We start from the raw sequence: 21,385 nt of genomic DNA on the forward strand, positions 1-21,385 counted from the left end.
CTTCGTCGTTCGGCGCGGCCTAGAGGTCGGCACGCGTCGGGAAACCAATGCGCTCGTGCACGAGGTCGAGCGTCGGCGCCGCGCGCTCACGGGCGCGGTCGGCACCCGAGCGCAGCAGGCGCGTGAGCTCGCCCCGGTCGTCAAGCAGCTCGGCCGTGCGAGTACGGATGGGTGTGAAGGTCGCGTCGACGACCTCGGCGAGGCCCTTCTTGAGGTCGCCGTAGCCGCGGCCCGCGTACTCGTTCGCGACGTCGTCGAGCTCGCGGCCCGACAGCACCGCGAAGATCGTGAGCAGGTTCGAGACACCGGGCTTCGCCTCGGGATCGTAGCGAATCTCGCCGTCGGCGTCGGTGACCGCGCGCATGACCTTCTTCGTCGTCACCTTCGCGTCGTCGAGGATCGACAGCAGGCCAGCCTCGCTCGGCGCCGACTTCGACATCTTCGCCGTCGGGTCTTGCAGGTCGTAGACCTTCGCGTTCGCCTTCGGAATGAAGCCCTCGGGAATCGTGAACGTCTCGCCGAAGCGCGAGTTGAAGCGCTCGGCGAGGTTACGGGTGAGCTCGATGTGCTGCTTCTGGTCGACGCCGACCGGCACCTGCTGCGTCTGGTAGAGCAGGATGTCGGCGGCCATGAGCACGGGGTAGGTGAACAGGCCCACCGTGGTCTTGTCGCTGCCGTAGCGCTGCGACTTGTCCTTGAACTGCGTCATGCGGCTCGCCTCGCCGAAGCCCGTCATGCAGCCGAGGATCCACGCGAGCTGCGCGTGCTCGGGCACGTCGGACTGTACGTAGAGGATCGACTTCTCGGGGTCGATGCCGGCCGCGATGTACTGCGCCGCGGTCGAGAGCGTGCGGGTGCGCAACTGCTCCGGGTCGATGCCCGAGGTGATCGCGTGCTGGTTCACCACGCAGAAGATCGCGTCGTACTCGTTCTGCAGCTTCACCCAGTTGGTGAGGGCGCCGACGTAGTTACCGAGGTGGAGCGAGTCGGCCGACGGCTGCATCCCGGAGTAGAGCACGGGCTGCGAGGTGGCAGGCTGAGTCATGAAGTTCTTGGTCCTTTCGAGCGCATCTGGCGATCGGCACCGCGTGGGGAGCAGGCCAGCTGCGCGAACGCGAGCGCGCTAGATGGCGTAATCGACGACGACGGGTGCGTGATCTGACCATCTCTGATCGTAGGCCGCCGCGCGGTCTACCGCGTAATTCTCCACAGTGGCGGCCAACTTCGGGGTGGCCGCCTGGTAGTCGATGCGCCAGCCGGAGTCGTTGTCGAAGGCCTGCCCGCGATTCGACCACCACGTGTAGGGGCCGGGCACCTCGCCCGCGAACGTGCGGCCGACGTCGACGTAGCCGAGGCCGGCGCCGACCGAGCCATCGACGCCCGTGACGTCCTCGCCCGTCGCCCCGAACATCCGGCTCAGGTAGCCGCGCTCGCGGGGGAGGAAGCCGGCGCGCTTGACGTTGCCCTTCCAGTTCTTAATGTCGAGCTCGGTGTGGCCGATGTTGAAATCACCCGTGACGACGACGAAGTCGCGCTCGGACGCGAGCTCGCGCATCCGCTCGGCCTGCGCCTCGAGGAAGCCCCACTTCGCCTGCTGCTTCGGGGTGTCGGCCTCGCCGGAGTGGGTGTAGCAGCTCACGACCGTGACGACGTGCTCGCCGTGCTGCACGTCGACCTCGAGCCAGCGGCCTGCCGAGTCGACGGCGTCGTCGCCGAGCTCGCGGCGCACGTCGACGGGCGCGTTGCGCGTGAGCACGGCAACGCCCGCGCGACCCTTCTGATTGCTCTCGTCGAGCGTGACGTGCCAGTGCGACGGGATAAGCGGCTGCGCCTGGTCGAGGGAGGCGCGCACCTCCTGCATCGTGAGGACGTCGGGCGTGCGTTCGGCGACCCAGTCGGCCATGCCCTTGCGGGCGGCGGCGCGGATTCCGTTCACGTTGACGGTGGCGATGCGAAGCGACATGCCCGCCATCCTATCGGCGCAGGGTGATGTCGTCCTCGTCGATGCCCTCGCGCTCGGCCTCCGCCTCGAGCGGGTCGTAGCCCATCCGCAGGGCCCGGATCTCGTTCTCTACCTCGACCTGCTCGTAGATGACCTGCTCGTAGCGGCGGCGCACCTTGCGGCGGCGCCAACGGGGGAGCTGCTCCATTTCGTGCTCGAGGCGCAGACGAGTGGTCGCGAGGCGGTCGCGGTGCGCCTCGAGCTCGGCCTCGTGCGTGACACGCTCCGCCTCCTCCAGCGTGAGGAGGCGCGGGGCCTGGCCTAGATCGTCCATCGTGACCTTAACCCAGGCCGCGGTGATGAGGAGCACCATGCAGAGGAAGTTGAAGAAGATGAGCACACCGAGGATTGTCGCGTAGGTCGCGATGAGCGGGTTCGAGGTCGCACCCCCGAGCAGCGCGCTACCGAGGTAGGTGAGGATGCCGATCGCAATGCCGCCGATGAGCGAGCCCGACCACAGTGTCTTGCCGGGGACGCGGATCTGCGCGAGCACTCGGAGCATACCGGCGACGACGGTGGTGTAGACCGCGAGCGTCACCGCCATACCGGCGAGCTGGATCATCACTCCACCGGCGACGCCGAGATCGAGGCCGAACACGTCGCGGATCAACCAGTTCGCCAAGCCGCTTCCTGCGGCAACGACACCGGCGGCGACGATGAGCATGAGTGCGCCGGCGACCAGAAGGCCGAGGTCGGTGAGTCGGGTCACGGCCATACTGCGCTCGGGCGCGGCCGGCAGGTCGAACATGGCGCGGATCGCGAGGCGCGAGCCGTTGAGGAAGTTCATCGCCGTCCACAGCGTCGAGGCGAGGGCGATGATACCTGCGATGGTGAAGGAGCTGCCGGTGTCGAGCTCGAGGAGCTGGTCGGCCTTCACCACGCCGCCGTCGCCGGTGTCGATGAGGCCCGGCACCATGTCGGCGAGCGAGCCGATGAGTGAGCCCAGCAGCTCCTCATTGTTGCCGAGCACGAGGCCGATCACCGAGAAGAAGACGAGGAGGGCCGCGAAGACCGAGAAGAGGGCCTGGTAGGCCATGCCGCTCGCGAGGGTGCCACCGCGGCGCTCCGACCAGTGCTTGATCGCGCGCATCGGGCGGGTCGCCTGCACCCACTTGGCGAAGGCCTGGATGCGGTCGGCGAACGTCGCGTCGTCGGGGAGCTTCGGGAACGGCGGGAAGATGGTGACGCGGGCCATCGAGAGCTCGGTGGGCGCGTGGGTGGACGACTGCTTCGCCGTCGAGTGAGCGGCGGCAGCGTCGGGGCTAGACTTGGTCGACTTTGCTGAGGTCACACAGACACCTTACGCGGCGCGCCACTACGCTGACCTAATGCGCTCTGCCCGGAGCGCACGAACCGAGCCGAAAGGTTTGCACGATGGAGCTTCACGGTTTCGGAGTCGGGACTCGAATTGCGATCGGCAATGCCGTGCGCATGCCCGACCCACTGCCCATCCCCGAGGACGTCGCGTTCCGTGGCGACGTTGCTGCCGAGCAGGAGCGCGCGAAGGCCGCAATCAAGCTGACCCAGAGTCAGATCGCGTCGCGTGCGAGCGAAGCCGAGGGCTCGCTCAAGGAGGTGCTCGAGGCGCAGTCGATGATGGCCGCCGACCCCGCAATCGAGGGCCTCGTGACCGGGGCGATCGAGGCCGGCAAGACCGCCGAGCGCGCAGTCTACGAGTCGTTCCAGCAGTTCGCCGACACGCTCAAGGCGATGGGCGGCTACATGGCTGAGCGCGCGACGGACCTCGGCGACGTGTCGCAGCGCATCCGGGCTCAGCTCGCGGGCGTGCCCGCGCCCGAGGTGCCGCAGCGCGACGAGCCGTTCATCCTCGTCGCCGTCGACCTCGCGCCCGCCGACACCGGCAAGCTCGACCTCGACAAGGTGCTCGCGTTCGTGACCCGCGACGGCTCACCGAAGGCGCACACCGGCATCATCGCCGCTGAGAAGGGCCTGCCCGCGGTCGTCGCCGCGGCCGGTGCCGACGACATTCCCGACGGCGCCCTGCTCGTCGTCGATGCCGCGACGGGTCAGGTCATCGTCGGCCCGACGAAGCACCAGCTCGACGAGGCCCGCGCGAAGCAGCGCGAGCAGGACGAGATCGCGGCCGCCCCGATCTCCCCGGGCGCCCTCGCCGACGGCGAGCCCGTGCAGCTGCTCGCCAACGTCGGCAAGCCGGCCGACTCGCAGCCCGCCGTCGACCTCGGGGCCGAGGGCGTGGGCCTCTTCCGCACCGAGTTCCTGTTCCTCGACCGCACCACGCCGCCGACGAAGGACGAGCAGATCGAGGTCTACACTTCGCTGATGAAGCCGTTCGCGGGCAAGAAGGTCGTCGCGCGCGTGCTCGACGCGGGTGCCGACAAGCCGCTGTCGTTCCTCAACGACGCGGCCGAGGCGAACCCCGCGCTCGGCATGCGCGGCATCCGCATCCTGCGCGCGCGCGAGAACCTGCTGCGCGACCAGCTCGCAGCCCTCGCCGAGGCGCGCGACCGCTCGGGTGTCGAGCTCTGGGTGATGGCGCCGATGGTCGCGGATGCGGCCGACAGCGAGTACTTCACCGCGCTCGGCCGCGAGTTCGGACTCGAGGTCGTCGGCTCGATGATCGAGGTGCCGTCGGCCGCGCTCGTCGCCGAGCAGGTGTTACGCACGAGCGACTTCGTGTCGATCGGCACGAATGACCTCACGCAGTACACGCTCGCCGCCGATCGCGTGCTCGGCACCGTCGCGAACTTCCAAGACCCGTGGCACCCCGCAGTGCTGCGCCTCATCGCGGAGACCGGCCGCGCCGGCGCCGCCACCGGCAAGCCGGTCGGCGTCTGCGGTGAGGCCGCGGCCGACCCGCGCCTCGCCGTCGTGCTCGTCGGCCTCGGCGTGAAGAGCCTGTCGATGGCGCCGCCCGCGCTCGCGGCCGTGCGCGTGCAGCTGCAGAAGTTCACGCAAGAGCAGGCCAACCAGGTTGCCCAGCGCGTGCTCGCTGCCGCTTCTGGAGATGAGGCTCGCGAGCTGTTCGACGCGTACGTCGCCGAGCAGGCGTAGGTAGCGCATCCGGAGAATTCCCCGGTTCGTGGGGTCGGAGTGCTGTTGGGTGCTCCGGGCCTGCGAGGCGGGGAATTCTGCGTTCTGGGCGTCCCCGTGCCCTTGATGCGGCCGTTCCATGACGGCGGAGCGTGGTTCCGCGGTGCGATTGGGGCCCTCCTTGCAGGTAGGGAGGTGCTCGACGGACTGCGACAGGGACTGCAAGTGTAGCTGCAACTGCGCCGGATTGCCGCGGAAATGGCCCTAGGGTTGCGGTTTCGCCTCGGCATGACCGTATAAGCGCATGCCGAGGCAGTGACTGCAACCCGTTGGAGCTCAAGGGTTGCGTTTGCGCCTCGGGATGACCTAGGTAGCGCATCCCGTGGTGGTGGCCGCAACCCGTTGCCCGCTCGGGGAGGGCGTCCCGTAACGAGAAGCGCTCCCGGGCAGGCGTACCCTGGCGAAGTGGATGCTGAGCTCGCGTCGTGGCTGCCGGTCACCCTAACGACCCTGGTGCTGCTCACGGTCGCCGCCTTCGGCGCTGGCTGGATCGACGCGGTCGTGGGCGGCGGCGGGCTGATCCAGCTGCCGGCGCTCGTCATCGGGTTGCCCCAGAACCTCCCGAGCCCCTACGTGCTCGGCACGAACAAGCTCGCGGCGTTCATGGGGACGTTCAGCGCGAGCCTCGTCTACCTCCGCCGGCTCCGCACGCAGCTCATCGTGATCCTGCCACTCGTCATCGGGGCCTACTCGGGCTCGACCGGGGGAGCGTGGTTCTCGCGGTTCCTGCCGCGCGAGATCCTCACCCCGGTCGTGCTCGTCGCGGTCGTCGGCATCGGCGTGTACATCCTCGTCAAGCCGCGCCTCGGCATCACGCACGAGCCGCGCCACGAAGGCTCCGCCATGGGCTGGCGCGCCGGCGTCATCGGCCTGTGCGTCGGCTTCTACGACGGCCTGCTCGGCCCGGGGACCGGTTCGTTCTTCGTGATCCTCATGGTCGCCGTGCTCGGCTTCGGGTTCCTCGAGGCGAGCGTCAACGCGAAGATCGCGAACGTCGTCACGAACATCGCCGCGATCGTGCTCTACGGCCTCCACGGCGAGGTCGTCTGGGTGCTCGGCCTCATCATGGGCACCGCGAACATCCTCGGCGCGGTCATCGGCGCGCGTATGGCCGTGCGCCGCGGCTCCGAGTTCGTGCGCAAGATCTTCGTCGTCGCCATCTCGATCCTCGCGCTCAAGCTTGCGTGGGACACTGTCGACATGTTCTGGCTCTAGCGACCCAGCGCCGGCCGCAGGCAGGAAAACGAAGCCGGGGCGCGCATCCGAAGAAGGATGCACGCCCCGGCTTCGAGCCTCGGCTCGCCTCGGGCTACGGGCGGCCGCGCAGCACGGCCTGCTTCACCTCGGCGATGGCCTTGGTGACCTCGATGCCACGGGGGCACGCGTCGGTGCAGTTGAAGGTGGTGCGGCAGCGCCACACGCCCTCCTGGTCGTTGAGGATGTCGAGACGGGTCGCCGCAGCCTCGTCACGCGAGTCGAAGATGAAGCGGTGCGCGTTCACGATCGCGGCGGGGCCGAAGTACTGGCTGTCGGTCCAGAACACCGGGCACGAGGTCGTGCACGCGGCGCAGAGGATGCACTTGGTCGTGTCGTCGAACACGGCGCGGTCCTCGATCGACTGGATGCGCTCCTTCTCCGGCTTGTCCGAAGCCTGCAGGAAGGGCTGCACCTCCTTGAACGCCTCGAAGAACGGGTCCATGTCGACAATGAGGTCGCGCTCGAGCGGCAGACCCTTGATCGCCTCGACGTAGACGGGCTTCGAAATGTCGAGGTCCTTGATCAGCGTCTTGCAGGCGAGGCGGTTCTTGCCGTTGATGCGCATCGCGTCCGAGCCGCACACGCCGTGCGCGCACGAGCGGCGGAACGCGAGGGTCGAGTCCTGCTCCCATTTGATCTGGTGCAGGGCGTCGAGGATGCGGTTGGTCGAGTACATGTCGACGGTGAACGACTGCCAGTATGGCTCCTGGTCGGTCTCCGAGCTGTAGCGACGAACGACGACCTCAACCTTGAAGGGCTTCTCGGGCTCTTCGACCTGCGGCGCGGCGGTGTCAACCTGCGATTCAGTCATTGCGATGATCTCCCTTCAAATTCCTAGTACTTGCGTTCCTGCGGCACGTAGTGCGTCATGCGCACCGGCTTCTGCCCCAGGGTGATGTGGTCGGCCGGGTCGGCCGAAGTACGGTCACCGGTGAGGTAGGCCATCGTGTGGTGCATCCAGTTTTCGTCGTCGCGCTTCGGGAAGTCGTCGCGCATGTGGCCACCGCGCGATTCCTTGCGGTTGCGCGCCGTGTAGGTGACGACCTCGGCGAGGTCGAGGAGGAAGCCGAGCTCGATGGCTTCGAGCAGTTCGGTGTTGAAGCGGTGGCCCTTGTCGTGCACGTGCACGTTGCGGTAGCGCTCGCGCAGCTGGTGGACGACCTTGGTCGCTTCCTCGAGGGTCTCTTCGGTGCGGAACACCTGGACGTTGGTGTCCATGGTCTCCTGCAGCTCCTTGCGGATCTCGGCGACCGATTCGGTGTGCTGGTCGGCGTCAGTCGCGCGGAGGTCGGCGACGAGGCCGCGCACGAAGGCGTCGGGGTCGGCGGGGAGCTCGACGTAGTCGGCGGTCTTCGCGTACTTCACGGCAGAGCGGCCTGCGCGCTTACCGAACACGTTGATGTCGAGGAGCGAGTTGGTGCCGAGGCGGTTCGAGCCGTGCACCGAGACGCACGCACACTCGCCGGCCGCATAGAGGCCGGGCACGATGTCCTCGTTGTCGTTCGCGAGCACCTCGGAGTCGTTGTTCGTCGGGATGCCACCCATGGCGTAGTGCGCCGTGGGGTAGACGGGAACGGGCTCGGTCACTGGGTCGACACCGAGGTAGGTGCGGGCGAACTCGGTGATGTCGGGGAGCTTCGTCTCGAGCACCTCGGCACCGAGGTGGGTGCAGTCGAGGTAGACGTAGTCCTTGTTCGGGCCGGCACCGCGGCCGTCGAGCACTTCCTGCACCATCGAGCGGGCCACGATGTCTCGCGGCGCCAAGTCCTTAATGGTCGGGGCGTAGCGCTCCATGAAGCGCTCACCCGAGTCGTTACGCAGGATCGCACCCTCACCACGCGCACCCTCGGTGAGGAGGATACCGAGGCCGGCGAGGCCGGTCGGGTGGAACTGGAAGAACTCCATGTCTTCGAGCGGCAGGCCGTTGCGCCAGATGATGCCGACGCCGTCACCCGTGAGGGTGTGCGCGTTCGACGTGGTCTTGAAGACCTTGCCAAAGCCACCGGTCGCGAAGATGAACGACTTGCCCTGGAACACGTGCAGGTGGCCGGTCTTGAGTTCGTACGCGATGACCGCGGCGGGGCGCTTCACACCGTCGACCTCGACGAACGACACGTCGAGCGCGTAGTACTCGTTGAAGAAGCGGATGTTGTGCTTGACGCAGTTCTGGTAGAGCGTCTGGAGAATCATGTGGCCGGTGCGGTCGGCGGCGTAGCAGGCGCGACGCACGGGCGCCTTGCCGTGCTCGCGCGTGTGACCGCCGAAGCGACGCTGGTCGATCTTGCCTTCGGGCGTGCGGTTGAAGGGCAGGCCCATGTTCTCGAGGTCGAGGACGGCCTCGATGGCCTCCTTCGCAAGGATCTCGGCCGAGTCCTGGTCAACCAGGTAGTCGCCACCCTTGACGGTGTCGTAGGTGTGCCACTCCCAGTTGTCGTCCTCGACGTTCGCGAGGGCGGCAGCCATGCCGCCCTGCGCCGCGCCGGTGTGCGAGCGGGTCGGGTAGAGCTTGGTGACGACGTCGATGACCGCACCGGTGCCGGCCTGCTCGGCCGCCTCGATGGCGGCGCGCATGCCCGCGCCACCGGCGCCGACGATCACGATCTCGTTGCGGTGGAAGTGGACGGTGACGCCGTCCACAACCTTGGTGGTGTCCTTCAGCTGTTCAGCAGCCATGATGTTGAAAAGTCCTTCGTCTTACGCGTTCGCGAGCGGATGTTCAGCGGCGCCCTAGGCGGCGCAGATCGAAACCGACTCGGGGCCTTGGATGCAGGGGTTCACGCCGAAGGCGATGAGCACGATGAGGCCGAGAATGATCTCGACGGCGCAGGCGATCCACAGCGTGGTGATGAGTGCCTTGCGGGGGCCGGGCTTGTAGACGTAGTCGTTCACGATGGTGCGCAGACCGTTGGTGCCGTGAATCATCGCGAGCACGAGCAGCAGGGCATCCCAGATGAGCCAGAACGAGAACTGGAACTTCTCGGCGACCACGTACTGGTACGTGATCTGGTGCACGCCGTCGCCGGCGATGAGGTTCGAGTAGAGGTGCACGAAGACGAGCACGATGAGCAGCACGCCCGAGACGCGCATAAACACCCAAGCGGTGCGCTCCCAGTTTCCGGAGCTCTTCTTTCGCTCGGCGAGCGGGGTGCGCGGGTATTCGACAGTTTCGATAGTCATGGTGCGCGTACCTCCTAGTGACCGAACACGTGCGACAGGTGCATGATCGCGAACGGGATCATCACGACGAACCAGATAACAATGACTCCCCAGAACATGCCGCGCTGGATGCGGGTGCCGCCGGGGAGGAAGTCGATGAGGATGATGCGCACGCCGTTGAAGGCGTGGTAGGTGATCGCACCCACGAGACCGAGCTCACCAATACCCATAATCGGGTTCTTGTACGCCCCGATCACGGTGTCGTACACCGACGGGCTCACCAGCAGGAGCGCGCTGTCGAGGACGTGCACCAGCAGGAAGAAGAAGATGGCGACACCGGTAATACGGTGGAGCACCCACGACCACATGCCTTCATTACCGCGATAGAGGCGACCGCCAAGGGCGCTCTTTTTCGGTGCGGTGGCAGTGGCGGGGGTGCCGGTCGAGGATGATGACACGGAACTACCCTTCTCTTGATCTAGGCCGGCGGCGCTACGTCGCCTGGCGTGTGAGTGGCGCAGGGCACCACGTGACGTGATCTTGCGTTTTTTTGCACAGCTCACACGTGATGTCAGGTTACCCCGTTTTGAGGCAACCTTCAGCGAGGAGCGCTATTAGGTGGGCCTTACTCGCGGCTGAATGCGGGGGCCGTTTGGGTCGCCGCGATCACGTCGTCGTAGTGGCCGAGCAGCTCATCGCAGATGCCCTCCCACGAGCGGTCGAGCACGCGGCGGCGGCCGGCCTCGCCCATCCGGGCCCGGAGTATCCGGTCGCCGACGAGGCGCTCGACGTAGGCCCGCATCGAGTCGACGCCGCCGGCGAAGGCGGGGTCGAAGAGGTAGCCGTCGTCACCGTGCGTAACAAGGTCGACCGGGCCGCCGGCGAGCGGCGCCACGACGGGCAGGCCGGCGGCGTGCGCCTCCTGCAGCGTCTGGCCGAAGGTCTCTTCGGTGCCGGTGTGCACGAACAGGTCGAAGCTCGCGTAGGCGAGCGAGAGCTCGCGACCGCTTCGGCGGCCAAGATAGGTGACCTGCATGCCGCGCAGGGCGGCGCGCACCGACTCGTCGCTCGGGCCCTCGCCGACGATCGCGAGGTGGATGCCCGGAATGCCGCGCAGCTGCGCGAGCCGCTCGACCTGCTTCTCGGGTGCGAGCCGGCCGACGTAGCCGACGACGACCTCGTCGGGCCCGGCGATGCTCGCGCGCAGCTCGGCGGCGTCGGGCGCGAGGCGGTGGTTCGGGTGGTACGCCTCGAGGTCGACGCCGCGGCCCCAGGTCTTTACCCGCTCGAAGCGGTTGCGCTCGAGGTCGCGAATCGAATGGGTCGACGGCGCGAGCGTGACGTCGGCCTGCGAGTGCACGCTGCGCAGGAACATCCACGTGACCTCGCGCATCGCGCCGAGGCGGTTGCGCTCGGTATAGCCGGCGACGTCGGTCTGGAAGATCGCGACGGTCGGAATGCCGCGGCGCCGGGCAGTCGCGAGCGCGTTCCACCCGAGCATGAAGGGGGATGCGGCGTGCACCACGTCGGGGTTGAAGTCGCGCAGCAGCTGGTCGACCTGGAGGCTCGGGAGGCCGACCGGGAACTCGCGGAGGTTCACCGTCGTGACTTCATGCACCGGGAAGCCTGCGTATTCGGCCGGCGCACCGGCCTTCGGGCAGATGACGATCGCCTCGTGACCCCGCAGCCGCAGGTGCTCGAGCACCTTGCGCACGCTGTTCGTGACGCCGTTCAGCGTCGGCAGGAAGCTTTCGGTGACCACTGCGACTCGCATGATGTATCGACCGTAGGAGGCGCCAATGGCCGTGGGTTGAACCCCAGGCGAACTTCGGGACGAGATTGGGTTGCGGGGACGTATCTGCCGCAAACCTTGAACCGTCGGGCACTACAGTCATGCGCATGCCCAATAACTTGGACCACTTCTATGCGGTGATTCCGGCCGGTGGCGTGGGGTCTCGATTGTGGCCGCTGAGTCGTGCGGACCGCCCGAAATTCCTGCGCGACATTGCCGGCACCGGCACCTCGCTGCTCCGTTCGACCTGGGAGCGCCTCGCCCCCCTCACCGGCGACGAGCGCATCTACGTCGTGACGGGCGCTGCCCACGGCGAGGAGGTGCAGCACCAGCTGCCCGAGCTGTTGCAGCAAAACGTGATTCTCGAGACCGAGGGGCGCGACTCGAGCGCCGCCGTCGGCCTTGCCGCAGCGATCATCGAGCGTCGCCACCCCGGCGCCGTCATCGGCTCGTTCGCCGCCGACCACCTCATCTCGGCCGACACGCGCTTCCGCCGCGCGGTCGTCGAGGCCGTGCGCGCCGCGAACGAGGGGCTCATCGTGACCATCGGCATTCAACCGATCGAGCCGTCGACGGCGTTCGGCTACATCCGCGCCGGCGAACCGCTCGAGATTCTCGGCGCGCCCTCGGCCCGCCAGGTCGACGCCTTCATCGAGAAGCCGAAGGCCGCCACCGCACGCCGCTACCTCACCTCGGGCGAGTACCTCTGGAACGCCGGCATGTTCATCGCCCGCGCGAGCCGCCTGCTCACCGAGATCGAAGAGAACGCGCCGGAGCTCGCCGCGGGCATCCACGAGATCGCCGAGGCCTGGGATTCGCCGGCGCGCGACGAGGTCGTGGCCCGCGTGTGGCCGACGCTCGACAAGATCGCGATCGACTACACCGTCGCAGAGCCCGCCGCGAAGAAGGGCGGCCTCGCGGTCATCCCCGGCTTCTTCGGCTGGGACGACGTCGGCGACTTCGCCGCCGTCTCGCGCGTGCACGAGGGCGTCAGCAACTGCGACGAGGGCGTCAGTGCCATCGGCTCGCCCGAGCGCGTCGTCGCCTACGAGTCGAGCGGGCTCGTGATTTCGGAGACCGATCGCGTCATCGCGATCGCCGGCCTGCAAGATGTCGTGCTCATCGACACGGCGGATGCGCTGCTCGTTACGACGCGCAAGAACGCCCAGCAGGTGAAGCAGGTCGTCTCACTGATTAAGGAGTCCGAACACCCCGAGGTGTTGTAGCCACCTGACAGCCGTGCACGGCAGGTGTAGCCAAATTGTTAGGGCGCGCGACACTAGTCGCCGCGGCTGTGAGAAAAATCAACATAGACTCAACTCAAGGTGAACATTCCGCACGGCTGCGGAACTACTTGAGGAGAACCAATGGGTATGTCTCGCAAGAAGGCTGTCGGCGCGCTCAGCGTCGCGTCGATCAGTATGCTCGCGCTCGCGGCGTGTGGCGCTCCGCCCGCGGAGACCGAGTCGACCGGTGGCGCGGGTGCCGACAACAGCGACTTCCTCGCGTGCATGGTGTCGGATGAGGGTGGCTTCGACGACCGCTCGTTCAACCAACTCGCGCACGAGGGCCTCGAAATGGCCGTCGAGCAGCTTGGCATCTCGTCGGCTGAGGCGCAGTCGAGCTCGCCCGACGACTTCGCGCCGAACCTCTCGGCCATGGTCGACCAGAGCTGCGACCTGATTATTCCCGTCGGCTTCAACCTCGCCGACGCGACCCAGGCGGCGGCCGACGCGAACCCCGAGACCAACTTCGCGATTGTCGACGTCGACTACCTGAGCGCCGACAACCTGCTGCAGCTCAACTACGACACCGCGCAGGCTGCGTTCCTCGCGGGCTACGCGGCCGCGGGCCAGTCCGAAAGCGGCAAGGTCGCCACCTTCGGTGGCGCCCAGATCCCCTCGGTCACCATCTTCATGGACGGCTTCGCCGACGGCGTTGACTACTACAACGAAGAGAAGGGCGCCGACGTCGAGGTGCTCGGCTGGGACGTTGAGGGCCAGAACGGCGAGTTCGTCGGCAACTTCAGCGACCAGACCAAGGCGAACCAGATCACTGAGGGCTTCCTCGCGCAGGGTGCCGACATCATCCTGCCGGTTGGTGGCCCGCTCTACCAGGGTGCCGCTGAGGCGATCCGCGCCGACGGCGACAACGCGCTGCTGCTCGGCGTTGACAGCGACCTTCGCGAGAAGGAGCCGGACTACGCAGACCTCATCTTCGTCTCGATCGAGAAGGGTCTCGACGTGACGGTCTACGAGGCGATCGAAAGCGCGGTCGAGGGTAACTTCGCCGGCGGCACCACCTACACAGGCACGCTCGAGAACGAGGGCGTTGGCATCTCGGACTTCGGCGACTTCGAGTCGGAGCTGCCGGACGGCATGCTCGACGAGCTCGACACGATCCGCCAGGGCATCATCGACGGCACGATCGAGGTCGAGTCGCCTTCGTCGCCCGCGGCGTCGGAGTAACCATCCCCTCGCGCTGACGCGCGACCCGCATGTGATTTGAGCCCGGTCAAGCCCTGAGTAGCTCGGCCGGGCTCAAATCGCGCCGGTGGCCCGTTAGGCTTCCTGCAGAACCCCACCCGTTGGTTGGAGAAGGTCTCGTATGAAACTCGAACTCCGCGGTATTACGAAGCGCTTTGGCAACTTCACCGCAAACGACAGCATCGACCTCACTGTTGAGGAGGGGGAGATCCACGCGTTGCTCGGCGAGAACGGCGCGGGCAAGTCGACCCTGATGAACGTGCTCTACGGGCTCTACACGCCCGAAGAAGGTGAAATCCTCCTCGATGGCGAGGTTCAAAACTTCTCCGGGCCTGGCGACGCGATGCGCGCCGGCATCGGAATGGTGCACCAGCACTTCATGCTCATTCCCGTCTTTACGGTGGCCGAGAACCTCATGCTCGGCCACGAGCCCACGAAGGGCGCGGGCATCCTCGACCTCCAGGCGGCGCGCGACCGCGTGAACGAGATCTCCGAGCGCTTCGGCTTCCGCATCGACCCCGACTCGGTCGTCGAAGACCTCTCGGTCGGCCAGCAGCAGCGCGTCGAGATCATCAAGGCCCTGTCGCAGGAAGCGAAGGTGCTCGTGCTCGACGAGCCCACCGCCGTGCTCACGCCGCAAGAGACCGACGAGCTCATGCGCATCATGGACGAGCTGCGCCAGCAGGGCACCTCGATCGTCTTCATTTCGCACAAGCTCCGCGAGGTGCGCCACGTGAGCGACCGCATCACGGTCATCCGCCGCGGCAAGGTCGTCGGCACCGCCGAACCAACGGCCTCGAACGAGGAGCTCGCGACGCTCATGGTCGGCCACGACGTATCGCTAACGGTGCAGAAGGATGCGCCGAAGCTCGGCTCCGCGTCGTTCCAGGTGCGCGACCTAACCGTCTTCAGCCCGACGGGCCAGCGGCTCGTGGATGGGCTCAGCTTCGAAATCCGTGAGGGCGAGATTCTCGTCGTCGCCGGCGTGCAGGGCAACGGCCAGACGGAGCTCACCGAGGCGATCCTCGGCCTCCAGTCGAAGACCGACGGCTCGATCACGCTCAACGGCAAAGAGGTGCTCGGCCTCAGCGTCAAGCAGGCGCTCAACGCCGGCATCGGGTTCGTGCCCGAGGACCGCACCGTCGACGGCATCGTCGGCGAGTTCACGATCGCCGAGAACCTGATTCTCGACGAGTTCGACCGCAAGCCGTTCTCGAAGGGCATCGCGCTCGACCTCGGTGCGATTCACGAGAACGCCGAGCAGAAGGTCGAGTCGTTCGACGTGCGCACGCCGTCGACCGAGACCGCCGTCGGCCGCCTCTCGGGTGGCAACCAACAGAAGGTCGTGCTCGCGCGTGAACTCGGGCGACAGCTCAAGCTGTTCATCGCATCCCAGCCCACCCGCGGCCTCGACGTCGGCTCGATCGAGTTCGTGCACGACCAGATCGTGGCGACGCGCGACTCGGGCATCCCGGTGCTCATCGTGTCGACCGAGCTCGACGAGGTTGTGCAGCTCGCCGACCGAATCATGGTGATGTACGACGGCCGGTCGATGGGCATCGTCTCGCCCGACACCTCGCGCGAAACACTTGGACAGATGATGGCAGGTATTCCACATGGCGAATGACGCGAAACTCACGCCCGACGTTGACCAGCCGCCGGTCGACAAGGTGCGCACCGGCTCCACGAACGCCCTCGCCGACGAGCCCTGGCGCGGCGTCTGGCGCGACATCCTCGGCGGTTCGTTTGCCCGCTCCCTCATCGCCATCGTCATCGCCCTCTTCATTGGCCTGCTCATCGCAGTCTTCACCGACCCCGACGTGCAGAGCACGCTCGGCTACGTGTTCGCCGCGCCGCAGCACTTCTTCCAAGCCGCGGGCTCGCTCATCGGCGAGGCCGTGCAGGCACTCGTCAACGGCGCGATCTACAACCCGAAGCGAGGGTTCCTGCCGCTGCTGACGACGCTGCAGTGGGCGACACCGCTCATCGCGGCGGGTCTCGGCCTCGGCATTGCGTTCCGCGCCGGCCTCTTTAACATCGGTGGTCAGGGGCAGCTGCTCGTCGGCGCCTTCTTCGCCGCGTACGTCGGCTCGAACTGGGCGTTGCCGCCGGTGCTCCACCTCGTCGTGACGATCATCATCGCGATCCTCGCCGCCTCGATGTGGGCCGCGATCGTCGGCTGGCTCAAGGCACAGACGGGCGCGCACGAGGTGATCCTCACGATCATGTTCAACTGGATCGCCTACTGGGGCGTCACCTACCTGCTCAAGCAGCAGCCCTTCCAGGCCGAGAACGCGCCGGGCTACTCAAAGAGCAAGGCGATTCTCGAGACCGCCCGCTTCCCTGAGATCGCGGGCGTGTTCGGCACCGGCATCGTCGTCGTGATTCTCGCGGCCGTCGCGTACTGGTGGATCATGGATCGCTCGACAATCGGCTTCCAGATCCGTGCCGTCGGGATCAACCCGAACGCCGCGAAGACCGCCGGCATCAACGTGAAGCTCGTCACCGTGCTCACAATGGCACTCTCGGGCGGGTTCATCGGCATCGCTGCCGCGACCCAGACCCTCGAGGTGCACCCGACCGGCATCGAGCCTTCGGTGGATGCGGGCATTGGGTTCGATGCGATCACGGTCGCGCTGCTCGGCGGCAACAACCCCATCGGCATCATCTTCGCCGCGCTGCTGTTCGGCGCGCTCAAGGCGGGTGCCGTCTCGATGGAGGTCAGCGCCGGTGTGCCGAAGGACATCATCCCGGTGATCCAGGGCCTCATCGTGCTCTTCGTCGCCGCCCCGAGGTTCCTCGGCTTCCTGCCGAAGCCCACGGGCATCCAACTCGCCGACCGACTGTCGGCGCGCAAGCAGGGTTCGGAGGCGTAACAATGACGAACGACCAGCTCACCCGCGCCGAGGCGGCCCCCGCCGGCAGCGAAACCCTCGCGCCCCGCAAGCTCAAGACCCCGATCTTGCTCGCCGTGTTCTCGCTCATCGCGCTGCTCGCCTTCGTGTTCACCGTCGGCGACCAATCGACGCAGATCGACATCAGCAACCGCGGCGGCACGATTCAGCTCGACCCGCTCGTGTTCCCGACGATGCTGACGAACGCCGTGCTCACGGTCGGTATGGTCGTGCTCACGGTCTTCGCCTTCCTGCGCTCGCTCGCGCGCCAGCCCGTGCCCATCTGGGTCACCGCCGTGTTCGCGGCGCTCTGGGCAATCGCGCTCATCATCTGGGTCGGCGCGGGCGCGAACGTGCCGCTCGCCTGGCTGCTCACCGGCACCCTCGCGCTGTCGACCCCAATCGTGTTCGGTTCGATGGCGGGCCTCGTTGCCGAGCGCTCGGGCGTTGTGAACATCGCCATCGAGGGTCAGCTGCTGTCGGGTGCCTTCGCCTCGGCGCTCGTCGCGAGCCTCACGAACAGCTGGGTCGCCGGCCTCGTCGCCGCGATCGTCGCCGGCGTGCTCATCTCGGCCATCCTCGCGCTGTTCTCGATCACGTACTGGGTCGAGCAGGTCGTTGTCGGTGTCGTGATCAACATGATCGTGCTCGGCCTCACCGACTTCCTCTACTCGGGCCTCATGTCGAGCGACCCGCAGCGCTACAACAGCCCAGACCGCTACCCGACCTGGTCCATCCCGGGCCTGAGCGAAATTCCGGTGCTCGGCCCGCTGCTGTTCTCGAACACGATCGTCGTCTACGCGCTGTTCCTGCTCGTGCCGTTCATGGTGTTCATGCTCTTCAACTCGAAGTGGGGCATCCGCACCCGCGCGGTTGGCGAGCATCCGAAGGCCGCCGACACCGTCGGCATCAACGTCAACGCGACCCGCTGGCGCAACGTGCTGCTCTCGGGCGCGATCGCCGGCTTCGGTGGCTCGTACTACACGCTCGGCCTGGTGGGCGCCTTCGGTTCCGAGGTCACGAGTGGCCAGGGGTATATCGCGCTCGCGGCGCTCATCTTCGGCCGCTGGCACCCCGTGTACGCGACGCTCGCGGCGATCCTCTTCGGCTTCGCCTCGAACTTCCGCACCCTCGCCTCGCAAGTGGGCGCTGATCTGCCCACCGAGCTCATGGCGATGGTGCCCTACATCGTCACCGTGTTCGCCGTCGTCGGTTTCGTGGGCCAGTCCCGCGCGCCCGCCGCGAGCGGCACGCCCTACATCACGCAGGGCCGGTAGCTCGTGAACGACCGGATGCGAGCCGTAGTCGATATCGACTGGGAGACGCTTCGCGCCGCCGCGCGAGAGGTGCAGGCGCACGCGTACGTGCCGTATTCGAAGTTTCGAGTCGGCGCGGCCGCGCTCGTCGACGACGGTCGCATCGTCACGGGCTGCAACGTCGAGAACGCGAGCTACGGCGTGGGCCTCTGCGCCGAGTGCGGCCTCGTGTCGGAGCTCGCGCGCACCGGCGGCGGGCAGCTCATCGCCTTTACCTGCTGCGACGGCAACGGCGAGCGGCTCATGCCGTGCGGTCGGTGTCGGCAACTGCTCAACGAGTTCGCCGCACCGGGGTGTCTCTTCGACACTATCGCCGGCATCACCGACATCGAGGGCATCCTGCCCATGGCTTTCGGGCCTCGCAACCTGAACGACTTTGACGACCGAGGCGAGCCCGCCTAGTACCGACCCGGTCGCCCGCATCGAGGAGGAAAATTGGCTGAGCAGTTTGACGCGATCGAGCTCATTCGACGCAAGCGCGACGGGGGCGCCCTGAGCGGCGACGAGATTCGCTGGTTGATCGCCCGCTACACCGACGGCTTCGTCGGCGACGAGCAGATGGCGGCCATGACGATGGCGATCTTCCTCAACGGTATGGAGCGCGAGGAGATCCTCAACCTCACGAACGCGATGATCGCGTCGGGCGAGCGCCTCGACTTCTCGAAGCTGTCGAAGCCGACCACCGACAAGCACTCGACCGGTGGCGTTGGCGACAAGATCACGCTGCCGCTCATGCCACTGGTCGCCTCGTTCGGCGCGGCCGTGCCGCAGCTGTCGGGCCGCGGGCTCGGCCACACCGGTGGCACGCTCGACAAGCTCGAGTCGATTCCCGGCTGGCGCGCGGAGCTGACGAACGACGAGCTCTTCCGGCAACTCGAGGAGGTCGGCGGCGTCGTGTGTGCGGCCGGAGCCGAACTCGCGCCGGCCGACAAGAAGCTCTATGCGTTGCGCGACATCACGGGCACGGTCGAGGCGATTCCGCTCATCGCGTCGTCGATCATGTCGAAGAAGATCGCCGAGGGCACGGGCGCGCTCGTGCTCGACGTGAAGTTCGGCTCGGGCGCGTTCATGCGCGAGCGCGAGCGGGCACGCGAGCTCGCCGAGACGATGGTGCGCCTCGGCACCGATGCGGGCGTCAACGTGGCGGCGTTTCTCACCGACATGAACACGCCGCTCGGCCTCACGATCGGCAACGCGAACGAGGTGCGCGAGTCGATCGAGGTGCTCGCCGGCGGCGGCCCCGCCGACGTCGTCGAACTCACGGTCGCGCTCGCGCAGGAGATGCTTGAGCTCGCGGGTATCCGCGATGTTGACGTCGCGGCGCACCTCCGTGGTGGCCAGGCGATGGATGTCTGGCGCAAGTTTGTCGTGGCGCAGGGCGGCGACCCGGATGCGGCGATGCCGACCCCGCGCGAGTCGCACGAGGTGCGGGCCGAGCGCGATGGCGTGGTCACCCGCCAGGATGCGTTCCAGTTCGGCCTGGCCGCGTGGCGCCTCGGTGCGGGACGCGCGCGCAAGCACGACCCGGTTGTGCACGCCGCCGGCATCGACCTCGCCGTAAAGCCCGGCGACGCGGTGCGCCGCGGCGACCTGCTGTGGACCCTCCACGCCGACGACGCGTCGCGCTTCCACCGCGCCCTTGATGCGCTCGATGGCGCGTGGGCCCTCGGCGACGCGGCACCCGAGCCCGCACCGCTCATCGTCGACCGTATCCGCTGAGTTTCGGCGTGTGAGCCGACTGCTGGTCGGGCTGGTCGGTCTAGTCGGTGTGTGTGCTGCGGTCGCGCGCCCGCCACGCGACCAGTGTCGTCCAGAGGGCGAAGGCCTCATCTGGTTGGTCGAGCTGGACACCCCAGTCGCGAAGCGCCTGCTGAACTCGGTAGCGCACGGTGTTTTCGTGCACGTGCAGGTGGGCGGCCGCACCCGCCGGCCCGCCCTGCTCGAACCAGGCGAGCATCGTGTCGCGCCGCTCGCGCTGGCGCCTGCCGTCGGCCATCGTGACCGCCGGATGCTGCAGGTACGGGTACGTTGCAAACAGCTGCCCGAGATGGTCGGCGATGAGCGAGGCACGGACGTCGTCGCTACTCTTGACCGGTTGAGTGCGCTCGTGAGGCGTGCGGAGAATCGCGTCGAGTTCTTCTCGCGCGGCGACGAAGCCCACCCCTGCAGTGGTGGGGCAGGCGATGGCGGCGCGAATTTCTTGCGTGAAGGACCGTGCGGCGGCACGGATCGTGGCGGTCAGCGCATCCCTGATCCGAGACTCGGTGGCGCCCGTGACCGCGACGTAGCAGGCGCCGTTCGTGAGCGCCGCAGCGACGACCGAGAGTCGTGCCTGCAACTGTCGATCTGCGAAGGCCTGCAGCTGTCGCTCGTCTCCTGGGCTGGCTGCCTCGCCGGCGAACTGCAGTGAAATTAGGCGCACCTCGGAGGTGGGCGCGAGCGACAGCGCAACGAGATCGCCGCTCGTTGGCGCGATCTCGAGCATCCGGCCGAGCGCCGCGTCACGACGCCGCGCCTCCGCGTCGCTCACTCGCCACGCCGCGAGCAGGTGCGCCGCGGCCGATTGCGCGCCCCGCTCGAGCGCATCGCGTTTCTCCTCGGAGAGCGGAACGTCGGTCCCGCCGTCAGGGTCGATGGCCCAGATGCTGCCGAGCTGCATGCTGCCGGCCCGCACTGCAATCGCGGCGCGGGGCAGCTCGTGCGCGTCGAACTGCGGGAACTGCACGGGGCCGTCGGTGAACTGCACCTGCCGGTACTGCTCGTGGTTGCGGATGGCATGCGGCACCTGGCGGGTACGGATGCCGACGCTGCGCGTCTCGTCGATGATTTGGTGTTCCACAGTCGAATAGGCCAGCAGCGTTCTGGCATGGTTCTCAACGGCGACTGAACCGCCGAAGACCTCCGCGATGGAATCCGCGATCGCGAAGAGGTAATCCGACTGCAACAGCGACGCCGTGATGCTCGGTGACGTCTCGCCGATCGTGAGGTCAACGACCGCCTCGAACTCTCGCCAGGTGATGTGATCATCGAGGCGAAGTAGCGCAACGCCACGCCCCGTCTGCGCGCACGCGGCGAGTACTTGTTGCGGTGGTTCGCCGCCCTGAATCACCACGCCCGCAGCCCCGCGCTTCGCGGCCAACTCGACGAGGCCGCGCATCGCTTGCTGCCGGAGCGCACGCCACGAAGGGACGAGCACGAGAAGCCCCTCGGCAACGCGCTCGGGGGCCGCATCGTCGTAGAACTCGACCCCAACAATGGCCAGCAGCTCCGCATCCGGGAGGAAAAGTGCCGAGGCGAGCGGCGCGGCATCTTCAAGCAGCGCGGCAACGGTCGACCCCTGTGGCGAAGAATTTGTGGATACCGACAGACGCATTTCATAAGCCTATGGGATCCACCAAAAATTGCGGTGG

At 67.3% G+C, this 21,385-nt stretch carries 18 protein-coding genes; 9 read left to right on the forward strand and 9 right to left on the reverse strand.

Features of this window, described 5'->3' with window-relative positions; all coding sequences use genetic code 11:
* Window positions 1–19: 19 nt before the first annotated feature.
* From trpS to EJL01_RS07015, 3 genes are all read right to left on the reverse strand, one after another.
* Window positions 20–1,045, reverse strand: a complete 1,026-nt coding sequence (gene trpS / locus EJL01_RS07005) for a tryptophan--tRNA ligase (protein WP_125106848.1) — start codon at window positions 1,043–1,045, stop codon at window positions 20–22.
* 78 nt (window positions 1,046–1,123) lie between these two features.
* Complete coding sequence (locus tag EJL01_RS07010) at window positions 1,124–1,963, reverse strand: exodeoxyribonuclease III (protein ID WP_125106849.1); 840 nt, start codon at window positions 1,961–1,963, stop codon at window positions 1,124–1,126.
* 10 nt (window positions 1,964–1,973) lie between these two features.
* Entirely contained in the window at window positions 1,974–3,293 is a 1,320-nt protein-coding gene (locus EJL01_RS07015; protein ID WP_125106850.1) for a YihY/virulence factor BrkB family protein, read from the reverse strand.
* Window positions 3,294–3,376: 83 nt separating this feature from the next.
* Here EJL01_RS07015 and ptsP point away from each other — a divergent pair, with 83 nt between their 5' ends.
* Together ptsP and EJL01_RS07025 are read left to right on the forward strand one after the other, a co-directional pair.
* Window positions 3,377–5,035 (forward strand): phosphoenolpyruvate--protein phosphotransferase, encoded by a 1,659-nt coding sequence (gene ptsP, locus EJL01_RS07020; RefSeq protein WP_125106851.1) that lies wholly within the window; start codon window positions 3,377–3,379, stop codon window positions 5,033–5,035.
* A gap of 444 nt (window positions 5,036–5,479) precedes the next feature.
* On the forward strand, window positions 5,480–6,289 hold the full coding sequence (locus EJL01_RS07025; RefSeq protein ID WP_125106852.1) for a TSUP family transporter: 810 nt from the start codon (window positions 5,480–5,482) through the stop codon (window positions 6,287–6,289).
* A gap of 94 nt (window positions 6,290–6,383) precedes the next feature.
* Here EJL01_RS07025 and EJL01_RS07030 read toward each other — a convergent pair whose 3' ends face one another.
* From EJL01_RS07030 to EJL01_RS07050, 5 genes are all read right to left on the reverse strand, one after another.
* A complete protein-coding gene (locus EJL01_RS07030) occupies window positions 6,384–7,142 on the reverse strand; it encodes a succinate dehydrogenase iron-sulfur subunit (RefSeq protein ID WP_125106853.1) in 759 nt (252 codons plus the stop codon).
* 23 nt (window positions 7,143–7,165) lie between these two features.
* Entirely contained in the window at window positions 7,166–9,004 is a 1,839-nt protein-coding gene (sdhA, locus tag EJL01_RS07035; RefSeq protein ID WP_125106854.1) for a succinate dehydrogenase flavoprotein subunit, read from the reverse strand.
* A gap of 54 nt (window positions 9,005–9,058) precedes the next feature.
* On the reverse strand, window positions 9,059–9,508 hold the full coding sequence (locus EJL01_RS07040) for a succinate dehydrogenase hydrophobic membrane anchor subunit (protein ID WP_125106855.1): 450 nt from the start codon (window positions 9,506–9,508) through the stop codon (window positions 9,059–9,061).
* Between the two features lie 14 nt (window positions 9,509–9,522).
* Window positions 9,523–9,945: a succinate dehydrogenase, cytochrome b556 subunit gene (sdhC, locus tag EJL01_RS07045; protein WP_125106856.1), complete on the reverse strand. Its 423-nt coding sequence runs from the start codon at window positions 9,943–9,945 to the stop codon at window positions 9,523–9,525.
* Between the two features lie 167 nt (window positions 9,946–10,112).
* Window positions 10,113–11,261, reverse strand: coding sequence for a glycosyltransferase family 4 protein (locus EJL01_RS07050; RefSeq protein WP_125106857.1), 1,149 nt, complete (start codon window positions 11,259–11,261; stop codon window positions 10,113–10,115).
* Between the two features lie 125 nt (window positions 11,262–11,386).
* On the opposite strand from EJL01_RS07050, the gene EJL01_RS07055 reads away from it, so the two are divergent.
* The 7 genes from EJL01_RS07055 (at window position 11,387) to EJL01_RS07085 (ending at window position 19,694) form a co-directional block, all read left to right on the forward strand.
* On the forward strand, window positions 11,387–12,505 hold the full coding sequence (locus EJL01_RS07055; protein ID WP_125106858.1) for a mannose-1-phosphate guanylyltransferase: 1,119 nt from the start codon (window positions 11,387–11,389) through the stop codon (window positions 12,503–12,505).
* A gap of 141 nt (window positions 12,506–12,646) precedes the next feature.
* Window positions 12,647–13,747 (forward strand): BMP family lipoprotein, encoded by a 1,101-nt coding sequence (locus tag EJL01_RS07060; RefSeq protein ID WP_125106859.1) that lies wholly within the window; start codon window positions 12,647–12,649, stop codon window positions 13,745–13,747.
* Between the two features lie 139 nt (window positions 13,748–13,886).
* Window positions 13,887–15,392, forward strand: coding sequence for an ABC transporter ATP-binding protein (locus EJL01_RS07065; protein ID WP_125106860.1), 1,506 nt, complete (start codon window positions 13,887–13,889; stop codon window positions 15,390–15,392).
* A complete protein-coding gene (locus tag EJL01_RS07070; RefSeq protein ID WP_125106861.1) occupies window positions 15,382–16,641 on the forward strand; it encodes an ABC transporter permease in 1,260 nt (419 codons plus the stop codon). The genes EJL01_RS07065 and EJL01_RS07070 overlap by 11 nt, the downstream gene beginning before the upstream one ends.
* 2 nt (window positions 16,642–16,643) lie before the next feature.
* Window positions 16,644–17,936: an ABC transporter permease gene (locus EJL01_RS07075; protein ID WP_125106862.1), complete on the forward strand. Its 1,293-nt coding sequence runs from the start codon at window positions 16,644–16,646 to the stop codon at window positions 17,934–17,936.
* A 15-nt stretch (window positions 17,937–17,951) separates the two neighbouring features.
* Window positions 17,952–18,377, forward strand: coding sequence for a cytidine deaminase (locus EJL01_RS07080; protein WP_125106863.1), 426 nt, complete (start codon window positions 17,952–17,954; stop codon window positions 18,375–18,377).
* A 33-nt stretch (window positions 18,378–18,410) separates the two neighbouring features.
* A complete protein-coding gene (locus tag EJL01_RS07085; protein WP_125106864.1) occupies window positions 18,411–19,694 on the forward strand; it encodes a thymidine phosphorylase in 1,284 nt (427 codons plus the stop codon).
* Window positions 19,695–19,734: 40 nt separating this feature from the next.
* Here EJL01_RS07085 and EJL01_RS07090 read toward each other — a convergent pair whose 3' ends face one another.
* Window positions 19,735–21,348, reverse strand: coding sequence for a helix-turn-helix domain-containing protein (locus EJL01_RS07090; RefSeq protein ID WP_125106865.1), 1,614 nt, complete (start codon window positions 21,346–21,348; stop codon window positions 19,735–19,737).
* Window positions 21,349–21,385 lie beyond the last annotated feature (37 nt).

The organism is Gulosibacter massiliensis (assembly GCF_900626105.1).
GTDB lineage: Bacteria > Actinomycetota > Actinomycetes > Actinomycetales > Microbacteriaceae > Gulosibacter > Gulosibacter sediminis.